Source organism: Bythopirellula sp., from assembly GCF_041737835.1.
GTDB lineage: Bacteria > Planctomycetota > Planctomycetia > Pirellulales > Lacipirellulaceae > Bythopirellula.
Genome location: NZ_JBGSQY010000032.1, coordinates 47224 through 69841 on the forward strand (window position 1 = coordinate 47224; position 22618 = coordinate 69841).

Annotated in this window: 23 protein-coding genes; 14 read left to right on the forward strand and 9 right to left on the reverse strand. The window is 55.0% G+C overall.

The annotated features are described in order from the left end of the window. Positions 1-4: 4 nt before the first annotated feature. A complete protein-coding gene (locus AC6T8Q_RS10865; RefSeq protein ID WP_500679102.1) occupies positions 5-1489 on the reverse strand; it encodes a circularly permuted type 2 ATP-grasp protein in 1485 nt (494 codons plus the stop codon). Positions 1490-1704: 215 nt separating this feature from the next. Here AC6T8Q_RS10865 and AC6T8Q_RS10870 point away from each other — a divergent pair, with 215 nt between their 5' ends. The 12 genes from AC6T8Q_RS10870 (at position 1705) to AC6T8Q_RS10925 (ending at position 10814) form a co-directional block, all read left to right on the forward strand. Next, positions 1705-2202 carry a peptide chain release factor family protein gene (locus tag AC6T8Q_RS10870; protein WP_500679103.1) on the forward strand — a complete coding sequence of 166 codons (498 nt, stop codon included), beginning with the start codon at positions 1705-1707 and terminating at the stop codon, positions 2200-2202. A 93-nt stretch (positions 2203-2295) separates the two neighbouring features. Further along, a complete protein-coding gene (locus tag AC6T8Q_RS10875; protein WP_500679104.1) occupies positions 2296-2988 on the forward strand; it encodes an HAD family hydrolase in 693 nt (230 codons plus the stop codon). After that, complete coding sequence (locus AC6T8Q_RS10880; protein WP_500679105.1) at positions 2988-4556, forward strand: adenylate/guanylate cyclase domain-containing protein; 1569 nt, start codon at positions 2988-2990, stop codon at positions 4554-4556. Before AC6T8Q_RS10875 ends, AC6T8Q_RS10880 begins: the two co-directional genes overlap by 1 nt. A 158-nt stretch (positions 4557-4714) precedes the next feature. Then, positions 4715-6100 (forward strand): TolC family protein, encoded by a 1386-nt coding sequence (locus AC6T8Q_RS10885; RefSeq protein ID WP_500679106.1) that lies wholly within the window; start codon positions 4715-4717, stop codon positions 6098-6100. Between the two features lie 221 nt (positions 6101-6321). Then, positions 6322-6552, forward strand: a complete 231-nt coding sequence (locus AC6T8Q_RS10890) for a ribbon-helix-helix domain-containing protein (protein WP_500679107.1) — start codon at positions 6322-6324, stop codon at positions 6550-6552. Then, a complete protein-coding gene (locus tag AC6T8Q_RS10895) occupies positions 6549-6962 on the forward strand; it encodes a type II toxin-antitoxin system VapC family toxin (protein ID WP_500679108.1) in 414 nt (137 codons plus the stop codon). Before AC6T8Q_RS10890 ends, AC6T8Q_RS10895 begins: the two co-directional genes overlap by 4 nt. A 37-nt stretch (positions 6963-6999) precedes the next feature. Next, entirely contained in the window at positions 7000-7407 is a 408-nt protein-coding gene (locus tag AC6T8Q_RS10900; protein ID WP_500679109.1) for a bleomycin resistance family protein, read from the forward strand. 72 nt (positions 7408-7479) lie between these two features. Next, the gene (locus AC6T8Q_RS10905) at positions 7480-8016 is read left to right on the forward strand and encodes a pyridoxamine 5'-phosphate oxidase family protein (RefSeq protein WP_500679110.1); all 537 of its coding nucleotides are present in this window, start codon (positions 7480-7482) and stop codon (positions 8014-8016) included. A gap of 110 nt (positions 8017-8126) precedes the next feature. After that, the gene (locus AC6T8Q_RS10910) at positions 8127-8750 is read left to right on the forward strand and encodes a phosphoesterase (protein ID WP_496919166.1); all 624 of its coding nucleotides are present in this window, start codon (positions 8127-8129) and stop codon (positions 8748-8750) included. A 62-nt stretch (positions 8751-8812) separates the two neighbouring features. Continuing rightward, positions 8813-10009, forward strand: coding sequence for a cysteine desulfurase family protein (locus AC6T8Q_RS10915; RefSeq protein WP_500679111.1), 1197 nt, complete (start codon positions 8813-8815; stop codon positions 10007-10009). Between the two features lie 106 nt (positions 10010-10115). Next, positions 10116-10448 (forward strand): HesB/IscA family protein, encoded by a 333-nt coding sequence (locus AC6T8Q_RS10920; RefSeq protein ID WP_496919168.1) that lies wholly within the window; start codon positions 10116-10118, stop codon positions 10446-10448. 186 nt (positions 10449-10634) lie between these two features. Next, complete coding sequence (locus tag AC6T8Q_RS10925; protein ID WP_496923073.1) at positions 10635-10814, forward strand: Flp family type IVb pilin; 180 nt, start codon at positions 10635-10637, stop codon at positions 10812-10814. A 250-nt stretch (positions 10815-11064) separates the two neighbouring features. On the opposite strand, the gene queA is transcribed toward AC6T8Q_RS10925, so the two are convergent. Next, positions 11065-12129: a tRNA preQ1(34) S-adenosylmethionine ribosyltransferase-isomerase QueA gene (queA, locus tag AC6T8Q_RS10930; RefSeq protein WP_500679112.1), complete on the reverse strand. Its 1065-nt coding sequence runs from the start codon at positions 12127-12129 to the stop codon at positions 11065-11067. 106 nt (positions 12130-12235) lie between these two features. On the opposite strand from queA, the gene rsmH reads away from it, so the two are divergent. Both rsmH and AC6T8Q_RS10940 read left to right on the forward strand, forming a co-directional pair. Beyond that, a complete protein-coding gene (gene rsmH, locus AC6T8Q_RS10935; protein WP_500679113.1) occupies positions 12236-13117 on the forward strand; it encodes a 16S rRNA (cytosine(1402)-N(4))-methyltransferase RsmH in 882 nt (293 codons plus the stop codon). 82 nt (positions 13118-13199) lie between these two features. Next, positions 13200-13823, forward strand: a complete 624-nt coding sequence (locus tag AC6T8Q_RS10940; RefSeq protein ID WP_500679114.1) for a glutathione peroxidase — start codon at positions 13200-13202, stop codon at positions 13821-13823. A gap of 10 nt (positions 13824-13833) precedes the next feature. Here AC6T8Q_RS10940 and AC6T8Q_RS10945 read toward each other — a convergent pair whose 3' ends face one another. The 7 genes from AC6T8Q_RS10945 to AC6T8Q_RS10975 all read right to left on the reverse strand — a co-directional run bounded on the left by AC6T8Q_RS10945 (position 13834) and on the right by AC6T8Q_RS10975 (position 22561). Continuing rightward, positions 13834-14883 carry a tetratricopeptide repeat protein gene (locus AC6T8Q_RS10945; RefSeq protein ID WP_500679115.1) on the reverse strand — a complete coding sequence of 350 codons (1050 nt, stop codon included), beginning with the start codon at positions 14881-14883 and terminating at the stop codon, positions 13834-13836. An 89-nt stretch (positions 14884-14972) separates the two neighbouring features. After that, positions 14973-15584, reverse strand: a complete 612-nt coding sequence (locus AC6T8Q_RS10950) for a hypothetical protein (protein WP_500679116.1) — start codon at positions 15582-15584, stop codon at positions 14973-14975. 216 nt (positions 15585-15800) lie between these two features. Next, positions 15801-16784: a type II secretion system F family protein gene (locus AC6T8Q_RS10955; protein ID WP_496919174.1), complete on the reverse strand. Its 984-nt coding sequence runs from the start codon at positions 16782-16784 to the stop codon at positions 15801-15803. Between the two features lies 1 nt (position 16785). After that, entirely contained in the window at positions 16786-17751 is a 966-nt protein-coding gene (locus AC6T8Q_RS10960) for a type II secretion system F family protein (protein ID WP_496919175.1), read from the reverse strand. Between the two features lie 87 nt (positions 17752-17838). Then, positions 17839-19164 carry a TadA family conjugal transfer-associated ATPase gene (locus AC6T8Q_RS10965; protein ID WP_496919176.1) on the reverse strand — a complete coding sequence of 442 codons (1326 nt, stop codon included), beginning with the start codon at positions 19162-19164 and terminating at the stop codon, positions 17839-17841. Positions 19165-19421: 257 nt separating this feature from the next. Next, the gene (locus AC6T8Q_RS10970; protein ID WP_500679117.1) at positions 19422-20630 is read right to left on the reverse strand and encodes an AAA family ATPase; all 1209 of its coding nucleotides are present in this window, start codon (positions 20628-20630) and stop codon (positions 19422-19424) included. 110 nt (positions 20631-20740) lie between these two features. After that, positions 20741-22561, reverse strand: a complete 1821-nt coding sequence (locus AC6T8Q_RS10975; RefSeq protein ID WP_500679118.1) for a secretin GspD/PilQ domain-containing protein — start codon at positions 22559-22561, stop codon at positions 20741-20743. Positions 22562-22618 lie beyond the last annotated feature (57 nt).

Here is a 22618-nt window from a genome sequence, read left to right on the forward strand (position 1 = left end):
GGACTTACTCTCCATCCAAAACCCAGGTGTCTTTGCTGCCGCCACCTTGCGATGAGTTCACCACAAGCGAACCCTTGGTCAGCGCCACGCGAGTTAACCCGCCGGGCAAAACATGAATTCCACGGCCGTAGATAATGTAGGGCCGCAGATCTACGTGCCGGCCTTCGAGACCATTTTCCGTGAGGATCGGCACGCGCGACAATTCCAGCGTCGGCTGAGCGATGTAATTGCGGGGATTAGCTTTGATCAAATCGGCGAACTTAGCCCGCTGCTCGGCGGTTGATTGCGTGCCGATGAGCATGCCATACCCACCCGATTCGTTAGCCGGCTTCACGACGAGCTTATCCAAATTGGCCAGCACATAGTTCCGCTGCTTCTCATCCCAGCACAAATACGTGGGAACATTGGGCAGAATCGGCTCTTCCTTGAGATAGTAACGAATGATGTCGGGGACGTAGGCGTAGACGACCTTATCGTCGGCGATCCCCGTGCCGGGTGCGTTCGCCAAAGCAATGTTGCCGTTGCGGTAGACGTTAAACAGTCCCGGCACGCCAAGCATCGAATCTTTGCGGAACGCCTCCGGATCGAGGAAATCGTCATCCACCCGGCGATAAAGCACGTCGATCCGCTCAAAGCCGTAAATCGTCCGCATGAACACAAAGCCGTTATTCACGACCAAATCCCGGCCTTCGACGAGCCGCACGCCCATTTGCTGGGCGAGATAGGAATGCTCGAAATAAGCCGAGTTATAAATACCCGGCGAAAGCACCGCCACGGTCGGTTGGTTGGACTGGCCTTCCATCAAATACTGGAGCGAATCCAACAACTTGCTGCAGTAATCCACCACGGGTTTGACACGCAATTGTTCGAACAACTGCGGGAACGTCTGCTTCATCAATTGGCGATTCTGTAGAACATACGACACACCCGAAGGGCAGCGCAAGTTGTCTTCCAGCACATAAAGCTGACCGTCACCCCCACGGACCAAGTCGGTGCCCGTGATATGGCACCAGATTTTTTTCGGGGGGTTCAAGCCCACGCATTGTTGCCGGAACGATGGGGCCGACAGAATAACATGATCGGGAATGACCCGATCTTTAAGAATTTGCTGACGATGATAAATATCGTCGATGAACATATTGAGCGCTAAGATGCGCTGTTTGAGACCACGATCGATCCACTGCCACTCTTTGCTCTCCATGATGCGGGGAACAATATCGAAAGGGATCGTTCGCTCGGTGCCGCGTTCGTCGCCGTACACATTGAACGTTATGCCCAGCCGCACCATAGCCCGATCAGCCGATTGTTGGCGAAGCCGCAGCTCTTCGACAGACATTTTCTGGAGATGATCATAGAGCAAGTCGGCCTGCTTCCGCGGCCGGCCTTCCTCATCGAACATTTCGTCGTAGAACCCCTCATTTGCATACTGGGGTAACGTGTCTGACGTAGCCAACGGTCGAGATTCCAGAGTTTGAGAGGCTACAGACATGGAGTTAGGACTTCATTGCATGGTAGAAAGAGAAGGGAGCGCACTCCTAGCGCCTCGCCTGATTCTATGCATGCAAATCGTGCGCCCACATCCGCAACCTCGAAATAAGTGTCCAACTGTTAAGGAGTTAGATTGTAGCAACTTCGCCGGGACTCGCAAAAGTGCCTGTTTCACTTGCAGTTCAGAGCGCGACTTTGTTGCATTGACCGATCACGATGGCCCATCCTGCACAGCTACCAATTGATGATTTACTCACCGATTGCGACATTCGGCGGACCCGTCGATCAGGCCCAGGGGGACAACATCGCAATAAGGTCGAAACCGCGGTGGTGATCGAGCATCGTCCCACAGCCATCCATGCCGAGGCGAATGAACGGCGTAGCCAGGAACAAAACCGGCAAGTCGCTCTTCACCGGCTACGAATCAAACTTGCGATCACACATCGCACAAACCCAGCGTCGGTGCCCTCGGAACTCTGGCAAGCTCGCACCGCAGGGGGCAAACTCTCAGTGAATGGCGAGCACGACGACTTTCCGGGACTTTTAGCCGAGGCGCTTGATTGGATCGCCGTCGCTGAATTTGATCTGGCGGGCGCTGCGAAATCTTTAGGGGTTAGCAGCTCGCAATTGGTCAAACTTCTGAAAATCGAGCCGGAAGCCTTGTCGCTGGTCAACCGCGAACGCCAAGCCCGCGGCCACAGTCCCTATCGCTAGCGCAGCCCCTACCGCTAACCGGTCGGCTCGTCAGCCAGGACCCACTTCTTTACAATGCCAGATTGCCTACCTCCAACGACCCGCACAGCTTTCATGACCACAATTCTATTTGATATCGACGGCACACTGATCAACACGGGTGGCGCGGGGAAGATCGCTTTTGCGGAAACCTTCCACGAGCTCTTTGGCATCAGTGAAATTTCGAGCAATGTGGGATTCGCGGGCCGCAGCGATCGTGCGATTGCCCAAGAATTGATGCAAGTCCATGGCATTGATGCCACGCCCGAGAATTGGCAGTTGTTCACTACCGCTTTCTTACCCCGACTAGAACAAGTCTTGCCCCGCTCTGCCGGTGAAATTCTGCCTGGTGTCGTGGAATTGCTCGATGAATTGGCCACGCTGCCACATGTGTCGATTGGATTGCTCACGGGTAATATCGCCGTAGGTGCTCGAGCGAAACTTTCGCATTACAAATTGTTCGAGCGATTTCACTTCGGCGGTTATGGTGACGATTGGACCGATCGCTGCGACATAGCTGTGGCAGCACTCGACGCCGCCAAGCAACATGCCAATGGTCACGGAGCGCGAAATGGCAAGGTCGTCGTTATTGGCGACACGCCTGCCGACGTGAGATGCGCCCGGGCCATCGATGCCTATGCCGTCGCCGTGGCAACCGGCGGCGCTACGTTGGACCAACTCGCGGCTTGTGAGCCCGATCTGCTGCTCGCTGATTTGACTGACACAGAACTACTCATGGCGCATGTGAACTCAGTGATCGCCCCCTAATGGCCGCGTCAGAAGCTCCCGACAATCGCCGAAGTTGGTCCTTTGCCGAGCGCCACGGCTTGTTGATCGTCGGTATTTCGCCGGTGATTGCCAACGTGGTCGGCAGCATCTTCAACATTCTCTACAATCAGCGGCAAATCTGGCCCATTCTTTCTGAAGCCCAGCAGCATCGGTTCGATCAATGCTGGCTGGTTTACAACGCGATTATCTATCCGCTCGCAGTGGCCTGCTGGGTTGCCCCACTGATTTGGCTGCGGCCGATTCATCGCAATCTGCTGCAAGGATTCCCCGTCGATGAATCGCGGCTCTTAACGGCTCGACGGAGCGTGATCAACTTGCCTTGGTGGATCCTAATCGTTGCCGGCTTGAGTTGGTTATCGTGTATCGCCGTCTTTCCGCTCGCACTCGCGACCGTGCCGGGAGAACTGAAATCCGAAGTGGTATGGCACTTAGCCGCCTCGTTCGTGACGGCATCGCTCATTGCCGTGAACCACAGCTTTTTTGCCGTGGAGTTGCTCAGCCAACGAGTTTTGTATCCCGTATTATTTCGCAATAGCAGCCCAGCGAATGTCCCCGGTGCCGTGCCGCTGAACATCATTGCCCACGGCATGATGTTCACGATCTCCGCGGTTGTGAGCCCCGTTGTTTCGCTCGTGCTGCTACTGCTCGTTCCCCAAGCCTCGAAAGACGCTCCCTTTTTCGGCGCCGCCGTGGGTGTGGTCGCGATCATCTTCGCGCTCACAACGGCTTGGATGTTGGGCCAACTTGTCGTCGGACCGGTCCGACGGCTCGGTGAAACGGCCATCAAAGTCAGCGAAGGCAACTATGATGTTCGCGTCAATTTGCTGCGGGCCGATGAGTTTGGGCCCTTGATCGAACGCTTCAATTCGATGGTGCAAGGCCTACGTGACCGCGAACGCTTACAAGAAACCTTTGGCCGTCATGTCGGGCAAGTTGCCGCACGTCAGATTCTCGCGCAAGGTGATGGGCTCGTCGGCAGCGAGCAAGTCATCACCGTCATGTTCGTCGACGTCCGTAATTTCACCGAGCATTCCGCCAAACACACACCGCAAGAAGTTGTGGCGGCGCTGAATATCTTCTTTCGCGATGCCGTGGAAACCGTCGAGGCCAACGGCGGGATGGTGAATAAATTTTTGGGCGATGGTTTTATGGCGTTGTTCGGCATTGGACCACAGCAACCCGATCACGCGCGGCAAGCCGTCACGGCCGCACAGCAGCTATTTCACTGTCTGGACAACGTGAGCACAGAACTCGCGAAAGTTGGTTGGCCGGGGCTTAAGATTGGAGTCGGCATCAATTCCGGCCCCGCGATTGTCGGTAGCATCGGCTCGCCTAAACGGCAGGAATTTACCGCCATTGGCGACACGGTGAATATCGCTTCACGCGTCGAGGCTCTCACCAAAACCGTGGGGCAACAGCTGTTGATCACGGAACAAACCAAAGCCCTGCTGCCAGCAGAGTTCCAAACGCTGCCGCTGCCACCTCAAGCAGTCAAAGGCAAAGGCGAACCACTGCAGCTCTATGCTATCGCCGAGAAATCCGCGTGATTTCATGGGGTTACAGCTGCCGTCGGCACAATAGTCCTAATCGTCAAAGTTTGCCTGAGTGGTGCTTGCGGAAAAAAGCGATCAACTGTTGCGCCCGGCATAAGTGGTTTTCGATAACAAACGCAGTCGGTGGGATCAACACAACTGCAACAGTTATCATGCTTCGACGGTTTTTCGCAATTCTTGGGCTCATACCGCTGATGACGTTTGGCGTGGGTTGCAAATGCCCCTGTGCCAAGTGCGGCGTCCCGCGCACCCCGTATGCACCTTGCGTTTACTCAAGTTGCGAATGTGAATCACCCCCACCTGATCTCGCCCAGGAAATTCCGTTGGAATGGGTGCCTCAACCGCTCCCCGCGCCATCGGAAACCTACGAACTCATCAACGCCGAAACAGCCCAATGCAATGCCGCTGCCAATGCGACCGTAGCGAACATGGTCGAGCTCGAACGGCATTGGGCCCAGGTCATCATCGAGTGCGATACCAAAGGCGTTGCCGAGAACTATTGCCTCGACCGCGATTTGTTGTCGCTCCACGCCTGCTCGGTCAGAAACAACGCCGCCGCCTCCGCTCTTACGGCATTCTATCAACTCGGCGGGCTGGAAGCGCAAAAGCATTACCTCGAGCATGCGCTCAAGGAAGTCGAGCTCACTTACAATCGCATCGACAAGCTGCGCGAAGCCGGTATGAAGGTTCCCGACGGGCTCGATCGCGCGACCGTGGGGACTCAATATCGCGATCTCGAAGACAAGCTCGCGCAGCTCGATTTGCAGCGACTGCAACTCAACGGCCAGCTGCAAACTTTGGTCGGCTGCCCGCTCAACGAACACAAATTCTTCTGGCCCCACGTCGACTGGCAGCCGGAACTAGAAACGGTCAATGTCGACATGGAGCTGACTCTCGGCCTGCAAAACCGACACGACTTGCGTGGGCTCGGCATCGTGCTCTGCAACATGGAGAAAGTCACGTTGCCAGTCACGCGTGGCGTGCTCGCGTTCGCGGATTCCACGCTTGGCACGGTTGAGCCGCGTGAAGGTCTGATCCACACGATTCGCTGCCTGCATTGCTACGAACATGAAGTACCCGTCCGTTGCCGGCAACTCGCCATGTTCTACGAAGATACCGAAACCAAAGCCTCGGCCGAAATTAAGAGCGCAGCATACAAGATTGGCTTGCAGCAAAATCGCATCGTGTTGGCTCAAGAAACGGTTCTAGATTTGCGCAAGCGAGTCGAAGAATTGGAAAAAACTCGCGATTCCGATGATGTGCCCGTGTTTAAAATCAGCAGTGCACACACCGACCTAGACCAAGCCGAAGCTAACCTGATCGAGCAGATCGTCGCTTTGAAAATCGCTCAAGTGGAACTCAAAAAAGCGCAAGGCGTACTTGCCAACGAATGTGGCTTCCTCCCTCAACTCTGCCTCGAAGGTTGCTGTAATGGCGCCTGCATGCGTTGCGAAGGGGGACTGATCTGCGAGGAGTGCAAATCCGGCAAATGCTCGCGTTGTGCAACCTCGAAACCCGCCTGCGAACGCTGCGAATAGTACAGATTTTAAGTCAAAATATCTTCTACAGCGTTTGTCGCAGGCCTCACGATTCGCCTGTCGGGCGCGCTGTTGGCAATGGCCCTCACGGCTTATGCTTTGGTGTTTCACGTTGTGACCAAAGCACACTTTGTTTAGCAAGAAGGCAGTGATTGCCTTGGAACGTGTAATGTGCTACAATTGAGCAGTTGTAGCACAAATGGTTCTGTAGGATTCTAACAATGGCCTCAGTCATTCATGCACGATTAGACGACGACACAGCCAGTCTGCGTGACGAATTGCAAAAGCAACTGGGCTGGAGCGACTCACAAATCGTCCGCGAAGGAATTAAATCTCTGGCCGCTCTCGTGCACAAAAGAGGCCAGCGAATCATTATCGGTTTGGGTAAGTTTGAATCCGGTATAAGTGACTTAGGTTCTAACAAAAAGCATTTGCGAGGCTTTGGCAAGTGAAACCAGTATTGTTAGATACTGGGCCCATCGTCGCGATGTTAGATCGTTCTGAGAAACGCCATCGTGATTGCGCTGACATTGCGACACAACTCGAAGCACCTCTCATCACCTGCGAAGCTGTCATCGCCGAAGCATGTTATTTGCTGGGCGGTATTATAGGGGCTCCTGAAGCAGTCTTGGAAAACATCGAACGTGGTGTATTTCTGGTGCCCTATCATATTGCCGGGCGTGCAACCAAAGTATCACGGCTTATGAAAAAGTACTCAGACCTTCCCATGGATTTTGCTGATGCTTGCCTCGTCGATATGGCTAATGAACTTGGAACGGGACAAATTCTTACGTTAGATTCTGACTTTCAAATTTATCGCTGGGGACGTAACCGAGCGTTCGACGCATTGTTGAAACTATAGAGCTACGATCACAGCGATTCTTTTACGGGACGCATCCATGTACGCCAAAGCGATCACGCCCATCTTGAATGTTTCCAATCTGTCGGAGAGCTTCGCGTGGTTTGAAAAACTGGGGTGGAGGAAGCTCTGGGATTGGGGCACACCCCCGGCGTTTGGTGCAGTCGGTTCGGGGGAATGCGAAATCTTCTTGTGCGTGGGAGGTCAGGGTAATCGCGGCAAGGGTCCTGGCAAAGCAACCTTTGGCCCCGACGGGGACGAGACGGCTGACAAAGGAGTCTGGATGTCAATTTGGGTGGACGACGTCGATGCCGTTCATCAGCGATGTGTGGAACAAGGTCTGGATGTGGCTTGGCCTCCGACCGACATGCCCTGGTGCGTGCGCGAGATGCATGTCCGCCATCCCGATGGCCATGTGTTTCGGGTAAGTCGCGGACTCGGCGAGTAAAAGTCAAAACCTTGGCACGCAATTCGCATCTCTTGGCAGTGAATTTTTTCACTCGCATGAGGAGCGACTGCCATGGACTCGATCAACAAGAACCAGCCCGAACAAAATCACGCCGACTTGAGCGGTGACAGAGCCGTCGAACAAATCAAAACGATTGTCGATAAGGCCCAAAGCTGTTTCTTTTGTAGTGCTGTCCGAGCGGAAGGCTCCACCGGCGCGCGACCGATGAATGTTCGCAAAGTTGATGACGCTGGAAATCTGTGGTTCTTGAGCCCGATCGATAGTCATAAGAATCAGGAGATTGCGCTCGACCCCGAAGTGACCCTGTACTTCCAAGGCTCACCCCATTCGGACTTCTTGGAGATTCATGGCCGCGCGACGATCACCCAGGACAAAGCCAAGATCAAAGAGCTATGGCACCCGACGATCGGCACTTGGTTTACCGAAGGAGTCAACGACCCGCGGATCACGGTCATCAAGGTCACGCCCAGCGAAGGCTACTATTGGGATACCAAACACGGCAACGCCGTGGCGGGGATCAAAATCATGATCGGGGCACTCATCGGCAAAACGCTCGACGATTCGATCGAGGGGAACCTGAAAGTTTGAAAATTACGGCTAACGGTCGGGCGTTATGAAGCTCCTTTTTCTGGTACCGGCTCTCGTTTATACTTTTCTCTTTCGATCAGCCGCTATTTATTCCGCCGAAGGGATTCGCCATGCCGACCGTTGCCGAGGAACGTGTTCTTGTCTTGCCGACTCGTGAGTTTCACGCCCTGGGGCACTTTCAAGGCTTCTCGGCGGACCTCGACACGTATCTGCCGGCCCTCTTGGATAGCCAAGAGCTCAGCTACCGCCCTCGCGGCGAGATGGAACAAGATCCCAGCTTCAAGCAATTGATCCCCTACATGGTGTTTCGTCATACCGACGATCAAGGGGTGGCGCGGTTGTTTCAATACACACGCGGCGGCGGGCAAGGGGAGAAGCGGCTGCACGCCAAGCGAAGCGTCGGCATTGGCGGTCACATCTCCACCGACGATTCCGAAGCCGGCAGCATCGCCGATGTTTACCGCGTGGGCATGCTGCGCGAGTTGGAAGAAGAAATCGCCCTCGATACGGCCTACACGGAAAAATGCGTCGGCTTGATCAACGACGACGAAACCCCCGTGGGTCAGGTCCACCTGGGGGTCGTGCATCTGTTCGACGTGACCGAACCCTTGGTGCAGCCACGCGAGACCGAAATCCTCGAAGCCGGTTTCCGCCCTGTGGATGAAATCCTAGCCGAACTCGACCACTTCGAATCGTGGTCGCAGATCGTCGTCCGGGCACTGTTTGGCCGCTAAACCACAAGTGACTGCTTGCGGCTTAGCTGGCGGGGCTGCGTGCTTCGGTATACGCTTAAAGTATGCCCGCCCCTACGCTCATTTACATGGACAATCACGCCACGACGCGGACTGATCCCCGCGTGGTCGAGGCGATGCTCCCCTATTTTTCCGAGGAGTACGGCAACGCCGGAAGCGTGAGCCATCACTTCGGAGATTTTGCACGGACGGCTGTCGAAGAAGCGACGGCTTCGATTGCATTTAATATCGGCGCTCAACCGGAAGAGATCGTTTTTACGAGCGGTGCCACCGAGAGCAACAATCTCGCCATTCGCGGCGTGGCAGAACGCAACCAGCGCCACGGCAAACATCTTATCAGCGTTCGCACGGAACATCGCGCGGTGCTGGAACCTTTGGAACGGCTTGGCCAACGCGACTTCACCGTCACCTTGCTCGACATCGAACAACACGGCTCGCCCCGCGCGGGTTGGCTCGATCCCGCGCAACTCGCCGAAGCAATCACCGACGAAACAATCTTGGTGAGCGTCATGCTCGCCAACAACGAGATCGGCGTGATTCAACCGATTGCCGAGATCGCCGCCGTGTGTCGGCATCGCGGGGTGCTGCTCCATTGCGACGCCACCCAAGCCGTCGGCAAGATTCCGCTCAATGTGCGAGATCTGGGTGTCGACCTGATGAGCTTCTCGGCGCACAAAATTTACGGCCCCAAAGGAATTGGTGCGCTGTACGTGCGGCAAGGGAGCCCGATGGTCCGCTTCACTCCGCTAATTACCGGCGGGGGACAGCAAGGGGGACGCCGTAGCGGCACACTGAATGTGCCGGGAATCGTCGGGTTCGCTAAAGCACTGGAACTTTGCGAGGCAGAAATGGCGCACGAGGAAGCACGTCTCACAGGATTGAGAAATCGACTTTTCGCTGGACTTCAGCAAAACCTCACTGGCATTCAATTGTGCGGCCCACAACTTGAATCGCCGCTTGACCATCTCTTACGCTTGCCAGGCAACTTAAATGTCGCTTTCGGCGATGTCGATGGCGAAGCCTTGCTACTGGAAATGGGAAGCCTGGCCGTGAGTTCGGGGGCAACCTGCTCGTCGCACGAGCCGGGGCCAAGCCATGTTCTCTTGGCGCTGGGGCTCAGCGAAGATCTGGCCCGCAGCAGTTTGCGGTTTGGGCTGGGACGGTTCAATAGTCCCGCTGAAGTGGACAGGGCCGTGCAAATTGTCACGACAGCAGTCAAAAAGCTGCGAAAAATGGGCTAGAGCAGTTCGGGCTTTTCTCGCAGGATTTTTTGCTATAATTTGGTTGCAGGCGGAATTTGTGCTTCGCCACTGGAAATTTGCATCCGCATTGATCGAGGATTCTGAAATGAGCGTTATTTTGACCGAGAAAGCCGCCAAGGAAGTTAAGCGGATTATTGAAGATCAGAAGCTCGAAGACGGCACGCTGCTACGAGTGGGCGTGGCTGGTGGTGGGTGCAGTGGTTTCAGCTACTCACTCGGCTTCGACAAGACTTACGACGAGACCGCCGACTCGAAATTCGAGTTTCATGGCATTCCCGTGGTCGTCGATAAGAAGAGCGCTCTATATCTCGATGGGACAACCGTCGATTTCTATGATGGTTTGGAACGGCGTGGCTTCACGTTCGAGAATCCCAACGCAGTGAAAACCTGCGGTTGCGGTAGCTCGTTCCAAGCCTAAGTGTCTGAGCCTTCTCATAGCCAGCTGTATAACCGGCACGACCGTTTCCATGTTGCTGCGCTCTTTCGTTGTGCGGCAATTTCGCCGCTACAGTCCGCGTGCCCCTCATTTTTTGAGATAAGTTTCAGGTAGGACATGGATTGGCTCCCCACCCTCGGGGGACACACCTATTTGGATGGATATCTCATGAAAACTTTTCTCAAGCGCCTTCTGATCGAGGAAGATGGTCCCACTGCCGTCGAGTACGCTGTAATGCTTGCGTTGATCGTTGCCGTTTGCATCACCTCCGTGGGTTTGTTGGCCACGGAAACCGGCAACAGCTTTGACCGTTCAGCCACGGAACTCAATTCAGTGCTTGGTTCATAGCTATAGCGTTACCGCGTACAGGCAAATTTGCTCCTCATGAAATCAGAAATCACTAATTGCCACTAAAGTCCAGTCGATGGGTGGTCGATCTTATTTTTGTTGGTTCAACCAACCCAGCGACCATGCTCCGCGCTCTGCCGCTATGTCGCACACGAGCCAAGTGTTCTGCTAACACATGGGCTCTCCTCGCCACAGGGAGTTACTGCCCCAATTTCCTGGAGGAGAGCCTTTTTTATGCGCTGCGTGCCAGCTACAGAATGAGCATGGCATCGCCGTAGCTGTAGAAACGATATTCATCGGCGATAGCCAACTCGTAAGCACGGCGAACCAACTCCGTTCCGCCGAAGGCTTGAACCAACAACAGTAAGGTTGTTCGGGGAAAATGAAAGTTCGTGAGCAAGCCGTCCACGAGCTGGAAATCATACGGGGGACGAATGAATAAGTTGGTATCACCTTGCCACTTCTGTGCAGGCTGTGCTTTGTCATCGCTCAGGCTTTGCTCACGGGCGGCAGATTCCAACACCCGCGTGACGGTTGTGCCCACGGCGATATTCCGCCCCCCTTTGCCGCGGGTGAGCGTGATTTCTTGCGCCGCGACTTCGCCCAACTCGCCCCACTCGGTGTGCATCGGATGTTGCGATACGTCCTCAACGGTAATCGGGCGAAACGTTCCCATGCCGACGTGCAACGTCACGGCCGATAAGCCAATACCCGATTGTTCGAGCGCTTTGAGAAGTTCCTTAGTAAAATGCAATCCCGCGGTCGGTGCCGCCACGGCACCGGGAGTTCGTGCGAACACGGTTTGATAGTCGGCAAAGTCGGAATCGACCGAATGGCCTTTGCGAATATAAGGGGGCAATGGCACGTGCCCAACTTCATTGAGAACTTCGAGCGTGGGTCGATCCCCTTCGGGGCGTGCGAGCCAAATCCCTTCCTCTTGCTGCTCCAGCAGCCAAAGTTTAATCGAAGTCTTGCCGTTGCGATCGACGAGCGTGATTTGCTCGGGGGGATGCAGGTGACCTCGCGTTTTACACACAAGCCGCCAATCCCCTTGGGAATTCGTTCCCAAATAAAGACCCTGCCACCGTCCGCCGGTGCTCACACGGTTTCCTCGTAACTGAGCGGGGATCACTTTGGTGTCGTTAAGAATCAACCGGTCGCCTGGCGCCAGGATTCGTGGCAGATCGCGAATATGAGCGTGGCTGATCGACTGAGCTTCGCGATCAAGAACCATCAAACGCGCATCCGCCCGATGCTCGAGCGGTTGCTGAGCTATCAATTCGGCAGGCAATTCGTAATCGATCCATGGTTCCATGTGTACTCGCAAATCCAGGCTCAAGACGAAGTGAGTAAATATTGTATGATGATGGGGAGAGGCTGGTCGCGGGTGTGGCCGGTTCCATGCGAAAGGCGGATTGTACGTGGCCGAGCCAACCTGCCATATCCCTGTTTTATTTAACGAAGTTTTGGAATGGCTCGCCCCTGCGCCGGGGAAGATTTTTGTCGATGGCACGCTCGGCGGAGGAGGACACACCGAGGCCCTCGCTCGTGCGGTTGGTCCCACGGGTCTTGTCGTGGCGGCGGATCTCGATCCCGCGGCACTCGTTCGCTGTGAAGTCCGGCTAGCGGGCTTACCCGTAAAACTCGCGGGCACGAATTACGCCGACATTCCTGAAGTACTCGACGATCTTGAGATCCAAGGGGTCGACGGCATACTCCTCGATTTGGGACTTTCCAGCGATCAATTAGCCGATGCGGAACGAGGTTTTTCGTTTCAACTTGATGGCCCGCTCGATTTGCGTTTCGATCCAGAACGAGGCGAATCCGCGGCAGAGTTATTGTCACATATCGGCGAGCAACGATTGGCGGACATCATCTATCAGTACGGCGAAGAACGCTGCAGTCGCCGCATTGCGAAAAAAGTTGTCGAAACGCGGCGAAACGCTCCCATCCGCACCGCGGGACAACTTGCCGAATTAGTGCGGAGTTGCGTCCCCCGCACGCCAGGCCTGCGTATCGATCCGGCGACACGAACATTCCAAGCCCTGCGAATCGCGGTGAATCAAGAACTTGCATCGCTGGAAAAATCGCTCGCCACGTTTCCCGGATGCTTAAAGCCTGGAGGGCGACTGGCGATTATCAGCTTTCATTCGCTTGAAGATCGCTTGGTGAAGCACGCCTTTCGCAATGACGAACGCTTGGAAGTACTCACCAAAAAGCCCATTCTGCCTTCCGAACGTGAGGAAGCTGAGAATCCCCGCGCACGCAGCGCGAAACTCCGCGTCGCCCAGCGGCGGGCCTAAAAATGTTAAGTGTTCCGCCCACCTGCGGTTCAAGCCGCTAACCGTTATAATCAGCGTATCACCTTACTTTGGAGAAGTATCAATGGCTCGCCTGAAAGATTTGTTTTCGTTGGGGGCATCGCTCCTTGCACTCGCCACGGGTTGCGGCCACAGCGTGCCGGGAATTGCTCAAGAGGAGTCTGCTTTGAAATTCAACATGGAATCGCTAGACGGCGAAAAGGTCGATCTGAGCAAGTACCAAGGCAAGGTCGTGCTGATCGTCAACGTTGCCAGCAAGTGCGGACTCACTCCACAATACGAACAACTCCAAGCCCTCCATGAAAAGTATGCCGACCAAGGGCTCGCCATCTTGGGCTTCCCTTGTAATCAGTTCCTAGGACAAGAACCCGGCACAGCCGAGCAGATCGAAGAGTTTTGCCGTGCGAACTATGGCGTCGAGTTCGACATGTTTGCTAAGGTCGACGTCAAAGGCGACAAGGCCTGCGATCTTTATAAAATGCTGACGGCTCTCGACACCAAGCCGACCGGTGCGGGAGAGATCAGTTGGAATTTTGAAAAGTTCGTTCTCGACCGCAATGGATTCGTCGTGAGCCGTTTTGGCCCGCGCACCAAGCCGGATGCCCCCGAGGTGATCGAACTGATCGAAGCAGAACTCAAGCGCGAGCCCGCCGCCAAGCCAGCCATTGCTGAGAAATCAGCCCAGTAATTCCAACCGCTTAACGAATGGCCGGCAGTGTCATGGGCTGATAACCGACAGGTACGCTCACCGTTTGTGCCGGCACGGGAATCACTTGCGGCACACCCGTCGAAGGATACGCCGGTCCGTTGTTGACTTGCAGTGGCCCACTGGGTGCGTAGGGTGTAGGCGTAATGTCGTTGGCCACCGACACATTCATAACGGGCTGTGTAGCAATCGGGGCCGTCCCCGCCATCGGTGCGCTGAACGAAATTGGCGAGCTTAACGCCGAGGTCATCGCGGCGGTAGCCTGCTGCACCTGCGTTCCGCCGGTGATGTTTGTCAGCATGGTATGGGCTTCGGCAAATTGTGGATTCGCCGCCAAGGCCTTGTGCAAGAAGGGCACGGCCTCGGCAGTTCGTCCACGTTCCTGCAAGAGCGCAGCCATGTTGTAGTTGGCAACAGCCGGATCGTAAACGGCGGCTAGCTGGGTTGCCGCCTGATCGAGTTGATTCATTTCGATCAGCACTTTGGCAATGTTGTTGCGATAGAGCTGCTTCTCGGGAAGCATTTTGACGGCCTGACTGAGCAGCTCATACGATTTTTGCATGTCGCCGCAGCGGGCTTGGCACAGAGCCAAGTCGTTGAGCGCCCGGGCATCTTCAGGATGATTATTGACGGCTTGCTGATAAATCCTGAGTGCTTCTTGCAGATTGCCTTCCCGATCTTCCAGGCGGGCAAGCCCCAGCAACGCGTCGAGGTTCTTCTCGTCGATCTTGAGCGCTTGCTGATACATCGATCGAGCGTGTGCCGCATTTCCACCCTGATCGCTCATCTGTGCCATGGCAACGTAGAGCGACGGAGTCGTTGGCCCACTGGCAAAGCCCAGCGAGATCGGATCGGTCTTCGACAGATCCTCGACTTCCGACTTCTTGGGGGCGAGCGACTTGAACGGGGCGGTCACCTTTTCGGTCCAGCTCGTCTGGCTGGTCACAGGCGGCGCGGTTTCGTTCTTGCTGGAAACGCCGGGAATGGCACATCCGGTCGCGGCCACAAGCAACGTCAATTGCATTAACCTAAATGGTCGCACGACTTCACCCTCCCTGGTGTAAGTTCGATCCGCCTCGAAAAGATTCGTAACAGAAAAAGTTTTCTGCCTTTGGGCAGTCGTTGTGTTTATCAGTTTGCCGTAGTCGTACCGCCCGAATCAGGCGGTAATACCGGAGCAGGTTGATTGGTTTGGAATCCGACAAATACGTGATCCACGGAAGCCGCCGTGCGGCCTTCGGAAACAATGTGAGTGTCATTTACCATGGCGGGCTCAAGTGTAGGGCTCTGATGCCCTGCCCAGGACTGCACCGCGGCAATGCGTGCGGTGGTATCCTCTTGAGTGTGGCCACGTTGAACAAATATCTGACGGCGTTCTTCAGGGGCCTGCGTAAGGATCCACTTGGCCTTCAATTTACCTGCTGATGTCAGATTATTTGTCCCGGGTTCAAAGTGATAATCACCGAGCAAATTCTGTCGCCGCCAGCCGTTGTTGATCATCGCCGTGTAGGCGCTGTTTACATAGCAACGCGACGTGGGAATGTATTGGGCAGGCCACATATTATTGGAATGGTAGCCAGCTTCCATGCGCCAGCAGAATCCATGATTCTGCTGGTAAGTCCCGCAGCTCTGGCAACTCATGGGGCTGCACTGCCCCGAGTTGCACGCGCACTCTTGGGCAATAACCGAACCGGCGCTGATTACCAGCGAACACATCAACAGAGCCAACGCAATGTTCTTCATCGTGGGGGTCCACCAGGTTGTGAGTCGGTTAAGACTCGCGGCGAAACTGAATTGGTCGATGCGAGTCCGAACAATTCACCGGGGGCCGTCACCTCGGGGTCACGGCATCCTTCGTCGTTATCGACCTGGCTAGCGCAGTCGCTACGCTACTTTTGGATCAACCGGCATTGTTTGCTCAGTTTACCCAAAGTCGTGCTAGCAGTGCTGTTGAAATGGCTACTTCGTGCCGTTCATCGATGGGAACAACTCATTGATCATCGTGATAGCAGCAGGACCAACCAGCACCACGAAGATCGCCGGGAAAATGAAAATCACGAGCGGGAAAATCAGCTTCACCGCCGTCTTGGCGGCCTTTTCTTCGGCCAATTGCCGGCGACGAGTTCGCATCGAATCGCTTTGCACGCGCAGCGCTTGTGCCACGCTCGAACCAAATTTGTCGGCCTGGATTAAAATCGCCGACAACGCTTTGAGATCATCCACACCGGTGCGGGCGCCTAAATCGTGGAGCACTTCATTGCGGGCTCGGCCCATCTGCAACTGCAAATTGCACAAGCTAAACTCCTCGGCAACGATGCGGTATGACTTTTTCATCTCTTCGGCCACTTTGCGCATCGCCTGATCCAAGCCAAGCCCCGCTTCAACGCAAACGACCATCAAGTCCAAAGCATCGGGCAAACCATAAAAAATATTGTCTTGTCGGCTCTTGGTGCAAAACCAAATGACAATCTCAGGCGCAAAAAACATGAGCAGCCCGATACCGCCGGCATAAGTAATCGAATCGATATCAAATCCGCGAGTAAGAATGACGGCTCCACCGCCGATCAAAAACCCGCCCAAGAGGCCAACCATTTTGCAGGCCCAGAAGACTTCCGGCCCCTTAGGACCACGGAAGCCTGCCTGATTGAGTTTCAACCGGGTTTTGCTCACTTCTTCATGTGTCTTTGGCTGTAAAGGTTTGGAGAGTGCGGGAGACGCCATCTCCAACACTTTGCTCATCGCACTTGTTTTGCCTTTTCCGTCGCGTACCAAATCCCCTCTTCGGCCGTTGGGCTCGCGGAGTTCGGCCAAACGTTCTTCAGCGCGTGGCTTGTGGCCGGCAAAGAAGTCAAGCAACCACCACACCGCTGCGGCAGTGGCGCCGAAGATGGCCAGGTTCATGACCAATGGTGAATCCCAAATGCTTGTAGCGAATAATGGCATATCAAACTCGAATGTTGACAATTTTGCGAATGGCTAAGGCCCCGAGCAACTGCATAACGATCCCGCCGACGAGCATTCTTTTACCCAGTTCGTCGGTAAACAACAGCGACAGATATTCAGGGTTCATGCGATAAACAGTGATGAACAATAACGGCGGCAAAGCCAACAACACGATGCCCGACAAACGACCTTCACCCGTCAGAGCTTGGACTTGGCCCCAAATGGCAAACCGCTCGCGGACCAAGTGGCCAATCTTGTCGAGAATCTCAGCTAAGTCACCGCCCGTTTGACGTTGCAGTATCACTGCCGTGACAAAGAACTTCAGGTCCAAGTTGGGCACCCGCTCGCTCAAATTATTCAACGCTTCTTCAAACGGGATACCCAGGTTTTGTTCTTCAAACACGCGGCCAAATTCCGACGCGATCGGGTCAGACGATTCCTGCGAAACAAGATGAAAACCTGCGGCCAGACTATGCCCGGCACGCAGAGCACGGGCCACGAGTTCTAAAGCCTCGGGCAACTGTGCCGCAAATTTGGCGAGCCGCCGTTTGCGGCGAAATAGCAGCCAGAAAAATGGCAATGTCGCAAAGGCGATCCCAACGGGAGGGGCAATCAACACGTTCGCCCCTGACGCTCCCACCAAGACCGACGAGCCGATGCCTAAGCCAGCACAGATCGCGACAAAGGTCCCCACGGACATGTGAACTTCGGCCTGGTCAAACAGCAGCGAGAGATTGAGCCAATTCGACAAGGCAGCTTCGAGGGCGCTCTTGCCGAGCTTCTCGCGTTGCAGCATCTGGGCGATTTCAGAAAGATTCGACGGATCGCTACGGTCACCTTTAGTAAGTGACGCCAATCGACCTTCCATTTGCGATACGGATTGATCGCGGAAGAACACGGCGATCCCCACGATCAATGCAAAGACGCCGACAAACACGGCGCCAATGATGAAGACACTTGGAAGCATGACCGACTCGCAATGATTGGGTGATTGATTTGATTGACAATCAAAATGGCTCGCCGGGGCCCCCCTCTTGAGCCCCGGCAAGCATGGTTAATCTCTTAGCATGATGCGTTCGCGGAAAGCGCTCGCCGGCAACCGTACGCCGTGAGCCTCAAGCCGCGGAATAAAAGTCGGACGAATTCCCGTCGACTGGAAGTAACCGGTCGCGCGTCCGTTGCCGTCGACCCCTTCTTGCACGTAATTGAATATGTCCTGCATCACGATCGTGTCTTGTTCCATGCCGATGATCTCGGTGATCGCGGTCACCTTACGAGGACCGCCGGAAAGACGGTTCACCTGCACGATCAAATCCACGGCACTGGCAATTTGCGAACGCATGGCCTTCACGGGCATATCAAAACCGCCCATCATGATCATCGTTTCCAAACGGGCAATCGCGTCTCGCGGCGTGTTGGCGTGGCAAGTGGTCAGCGAGCCGTCGTGGCCGGTATTCATTGCTTGCAGCATGTCCAACGTCTCGGCCCCACGGCATTCGCCGATGATGATGCGGTCGGGTCGCATACGCAAACAGTTACGTACCAAGTCGGTCGCCGAGATGCGGCCTTTGCCTTCGATATTGGCTGGGCGCGTTTCGAGACGCACGATGTGGCTTTGTTGGAGTTGCAATTCCGCCGCGTCTTCAATGGTCACAATACGGTCTTCGTTGGAAATAAAGCTCGACAACGTGTTGAGCAGCGTCGTCTTACCAGATCCGGTACCACCAGAAATGATGATGTTCAAATGGGCCTTCATCGCACCTTCAAGCAGCATCACCATCTCGGGGGTCATACTTTTGTAGTTCAGCAAATCTTCGAGCTTGAGCGGATTCGAGCCGAAGCGGCGAATCGTGACGCTCGGGCCGTCGAGGGCCAACGGCGGGATGATCGCGTTCACGCGGGAACCGTCCGGCAAACGGGCATCGACCATCGGGCAAACCTCGTCAACCCGGCGGCCCACTTTCGACACGATACGGTCGATGATCTGCATCAGGTGCTTGTCGTCGCGAAAGGTGACCGACGACTTTGTTAGTTTGCCACCCTGTTCAACAAACACATTCTTAGGACCGTTGATCATGATTTCGCTGATCTTTGGTTCTTTGAGCAACAATTCCAACGGACCCAGGCCGAAGGTTTCGTCGAGCACTTCATCGATCAAGCGATCACGTTCCTGACGATTGAGGAACGTGTCTTCCGTATCGCACAAATGCTCAACCACCAAACGAATTTCACGGCGCAGCACGTCGCCCTGCAATTCACCAACGTGCGACAGATCAAGCTTATCCACCAACTTCGAATGAATGCTCTGCTTGAGCTTTTCAAACTCGTGCTGCTTATCTTGAGCAGCAACGGCGGGCATGGTTGTATTGAGTTTTGTCATGAGTTGAAAGTCCCAAATGCTTGATCGCGTGGAGAGGCTTTGGCCGTGAAACCGCCCATGCGGCCACGTATCGTGAAAAACCAGCAGAAATTGCGTCAAGCAAAGATAGCTTACGCCCGGTCAACTCGGGGCAGACGAAGTAGCTTCCCACAAAGGGCGAGTTGAAAGCTGACGAAAAGACGGGTTGGGACGGTTATGCGTGAGCAGCGGAAGCAATAGCCACGATTCAACGAATAGCAGGTCCGTCCGAGTTGGTCCTAGCTCTTCGCCGGCCAGAGATTCAGCCAACGGCGGCTCTTGGAATCCTTGTCGCCGGATTCGCCGTCCTCGCGTTGCTTGCCGCAGAGCGAGTCGGCCAGTTGCATGATCGAGCTTGTAATGCCCGCCTTGGGAGCATGTTGAATCAACGGTACACCGTTATTGCGCACCTCAACCATCACGCGATAGTCATTGGGAATTTGCCAATAGATTTCCCGACCGATCGTTTCCTGAGCTTTCTTCAAGCTGATCTGGCCCGTGTCTTGTCCCACACGATTGATGATGATCCGTACTTTATTACGCAAAGCTTCGTCGCCATCGAACGTCATCATCAATCGAACGACGTTCCGCAAACACGGCAAATCTAGCTGCGTGATTAACAGAATGTCATCAGCCATATAAATGGCCTGCATATCGAGCTCTCCGAAAGATTTCGAGAGGTCGATCACAATGTGCGAGTACGAAGTTTTCAACAATCCCAACACGCGCTGCAAACTGTCGGGCGTAATCAAACGCACGTCTTCCAGCTGTACGGGGCGAGGAAGCAGATGCACGCCCGAAGAGTGCTTAGTCAGTGATTTCTTCAGCAGCGTTAGGTCCAAGCGGGCGACATTTTGCGCCACGTCGGCCAAGCTGTATTCGGGAATCGTGTCGAGAAACACGTCGCAGTCGCCCAAGGCCAAGTCCAAATCGACGAGCACGACCGAGTTGTCGCGGTCCGAGGCCAAGGCACAGGCCAGATTCACGGCGACGCTCGATGTCCCCACGCCCCCGGTCGCTCCGGCGACGGCGATAACGCGGCAACCCTGAACGGCAGTTTTCTTTTCGCCAGGACTATGCCGCTTCACGCGGTTCAAGGCTGAGACAAGATCTTCTTCCTTAAGCGGTTCGGTGAGAAATTCCTTAGCCCCAGCCCGCATCGATTCGAGAATCAAGCGGCCGTCGGTCGAACTGCTCGTTACAAACAAAGTGCAAGTCGGCACTTTGGCAACGATTTCTCCGATCAGGCGAATCGCCTTCTCGGGATCGTTGTCCATGGAGACAATACCGATTTCAGGATTTGTCTGCTCCACAACGTCGGCGAAGAACTCATAGCGCGAGCATTCCGCTTCGAGCCACACGCTCTCAAGCCCTAGCAAGATTGCTTTGAGGCTGTCACGCGTGGCGTCGTTGGGATCGACTACCGCAATGCGAAGCACGTTTGCCATGATAGAAATTCAAGTTCCCGGATCCGTCGCGGAATGGTTAGTCACAATGCCAACAGGCACATACCAGAGACACCCCTAGCGCCGACTCCTCTAATCAGTGCTAACGTAGCTTATTTTTCCATGTCGTAGCCGATGGGCCCGATTAACCCCGGCGTTGACGTGGCACTGCGAATGGGCGCCGTCAGGGTGGGAGTTTGCGGAGCTTGCTGGTTGCGCTGAACCATCGCCTGCGCATCCTGCCAAGGCGAGGGGAATTTGATCGCCGACGGATCGGGCATCGTTTCCTCAGGCGTTTGCACGGGGACAGGTTGTGACGGTTGTGCTTGTGGTACATAGGGCTGACTTTGTGGCGGCAGAGCTGGAACCTCCACGGCTTGCGGCTCACCCACACTATTGTAGGCAGGCTGGTAGTATCCTTCCGCCGGCACAGGTTCGGCACCGTAGGCTTCAGCCGGTGCAGGCATCGGCATATAGTTCGAGCCACCGTCGCTGCTCACGCTGTAGCCACTTGGTTGAGTCATATTATACGAGGTTGCACAATTCATCGGGCAACCACTAGGAGCACACGCTCCACAGGCCGGAACTTCCAAGTGACCGCCAAAATAGAGCTGGCAGTTGTTCGGCGAAACAGTTTCCATGCCAGGCCCGCAAGGTGGCACTTCGTGGGGCTCCATGCCGTCGGCGAACTCAGGAGTCACCATGATCAAGAGTTCTACTTCGTTGGTCTCTTCGCTCACATCACGGAACAAGGCCCCGAGATAAGGAATATCGCTGATGTAAGGAATACCGCGTTCCTGGGCTTCGACCCGGGTCTGCACCAAACCGGCAAGAGCCAAGGTTTGTCCCGCCTTGAGTTCCACACCGGTGTCAACTTCACGCACCTTCAAACCAGGCACGGTAAAGCCGTTCTGCTGGACGCCGATCGCGGGATCGCGTTCGCTAATCTTGGGACGTACCTCTAAGCGGATATTCCCGTTGCCAAGCACAATCGGTACGAAGTTAACCTCTGTACCGAAGGTCTTAAATTCAATCGTGCTTTGGCCCAGACCCGAGGGAACGATGATGGGAAATTCGCCGCCGACATTAAAGTAGGCCGGGCGTCCACTCACGGTTGTGATCGTCGGATCCGCCAATATCTTGGCGACCTTGTTTTCTTGGAGTGCTCTCAGAAAGCCAAAAAAGGCATTGTCACCATCGATCACACCAAAGGCGACGTTCGATTGTCCAACGGTACTTTCGATGGTTCGACCACTGATTGAAAACGCCTGCAGCAGTCCAGAAAGGTCAGTGACAACACCTCCATTAGGGCTAAACGCGGCGAAATTGGCACCCAATCTGCGCAACTTGGTTCGCGAAACTTCCATCACTTTGACTTTCAGCAGAATCTGCTGCACGCCACCCACCGTGATGTTATTCACGACCTTCGGAGCATAATCTTCCGCCAAACGCAAAATCGGTCCGACAACTTCGGGCCGCTCGACATAGCCTTCCAGCACCAAGCTGTTGGTCAGCCGCACGACTTTGACCGAGGATTCAGGGAATAACTTCGCCAAGGCGAGTTCCAATTCACGTACGTCGCCGTAAATCAGCACATCGACGGTATAAACGTGGTCGTCTTCATCCCACAGGTTGACCTGGGTCACACCCGGCTTGCGTGCGGCAAGTTGAACTTGATTGGCACTAATCGGGGTGACGGTCACCAATTCCGGATTGTTCACCACCATCCGCGGAATCCGTTTATCGAGCGTGAGGATCCGACTCGAATTGACGGTCATCTCCATGCGCTCAGTGGGCTGCGTGATATTGCGAACCACTTGCGCATCCTGGCCAATGACGTTATTGCTCAAACAGCTCAAGACCGCCAGGCTCACCAGGGTGGTAAGCGATAACCAACTGAATTGAGTCTTGCGCGGGGTGGATTTAAGGTACATCCTTGTACTTCCTTCGCGTGGAGTAGGCCGGGCCTGCGAGCGTGATTAACACGTCAC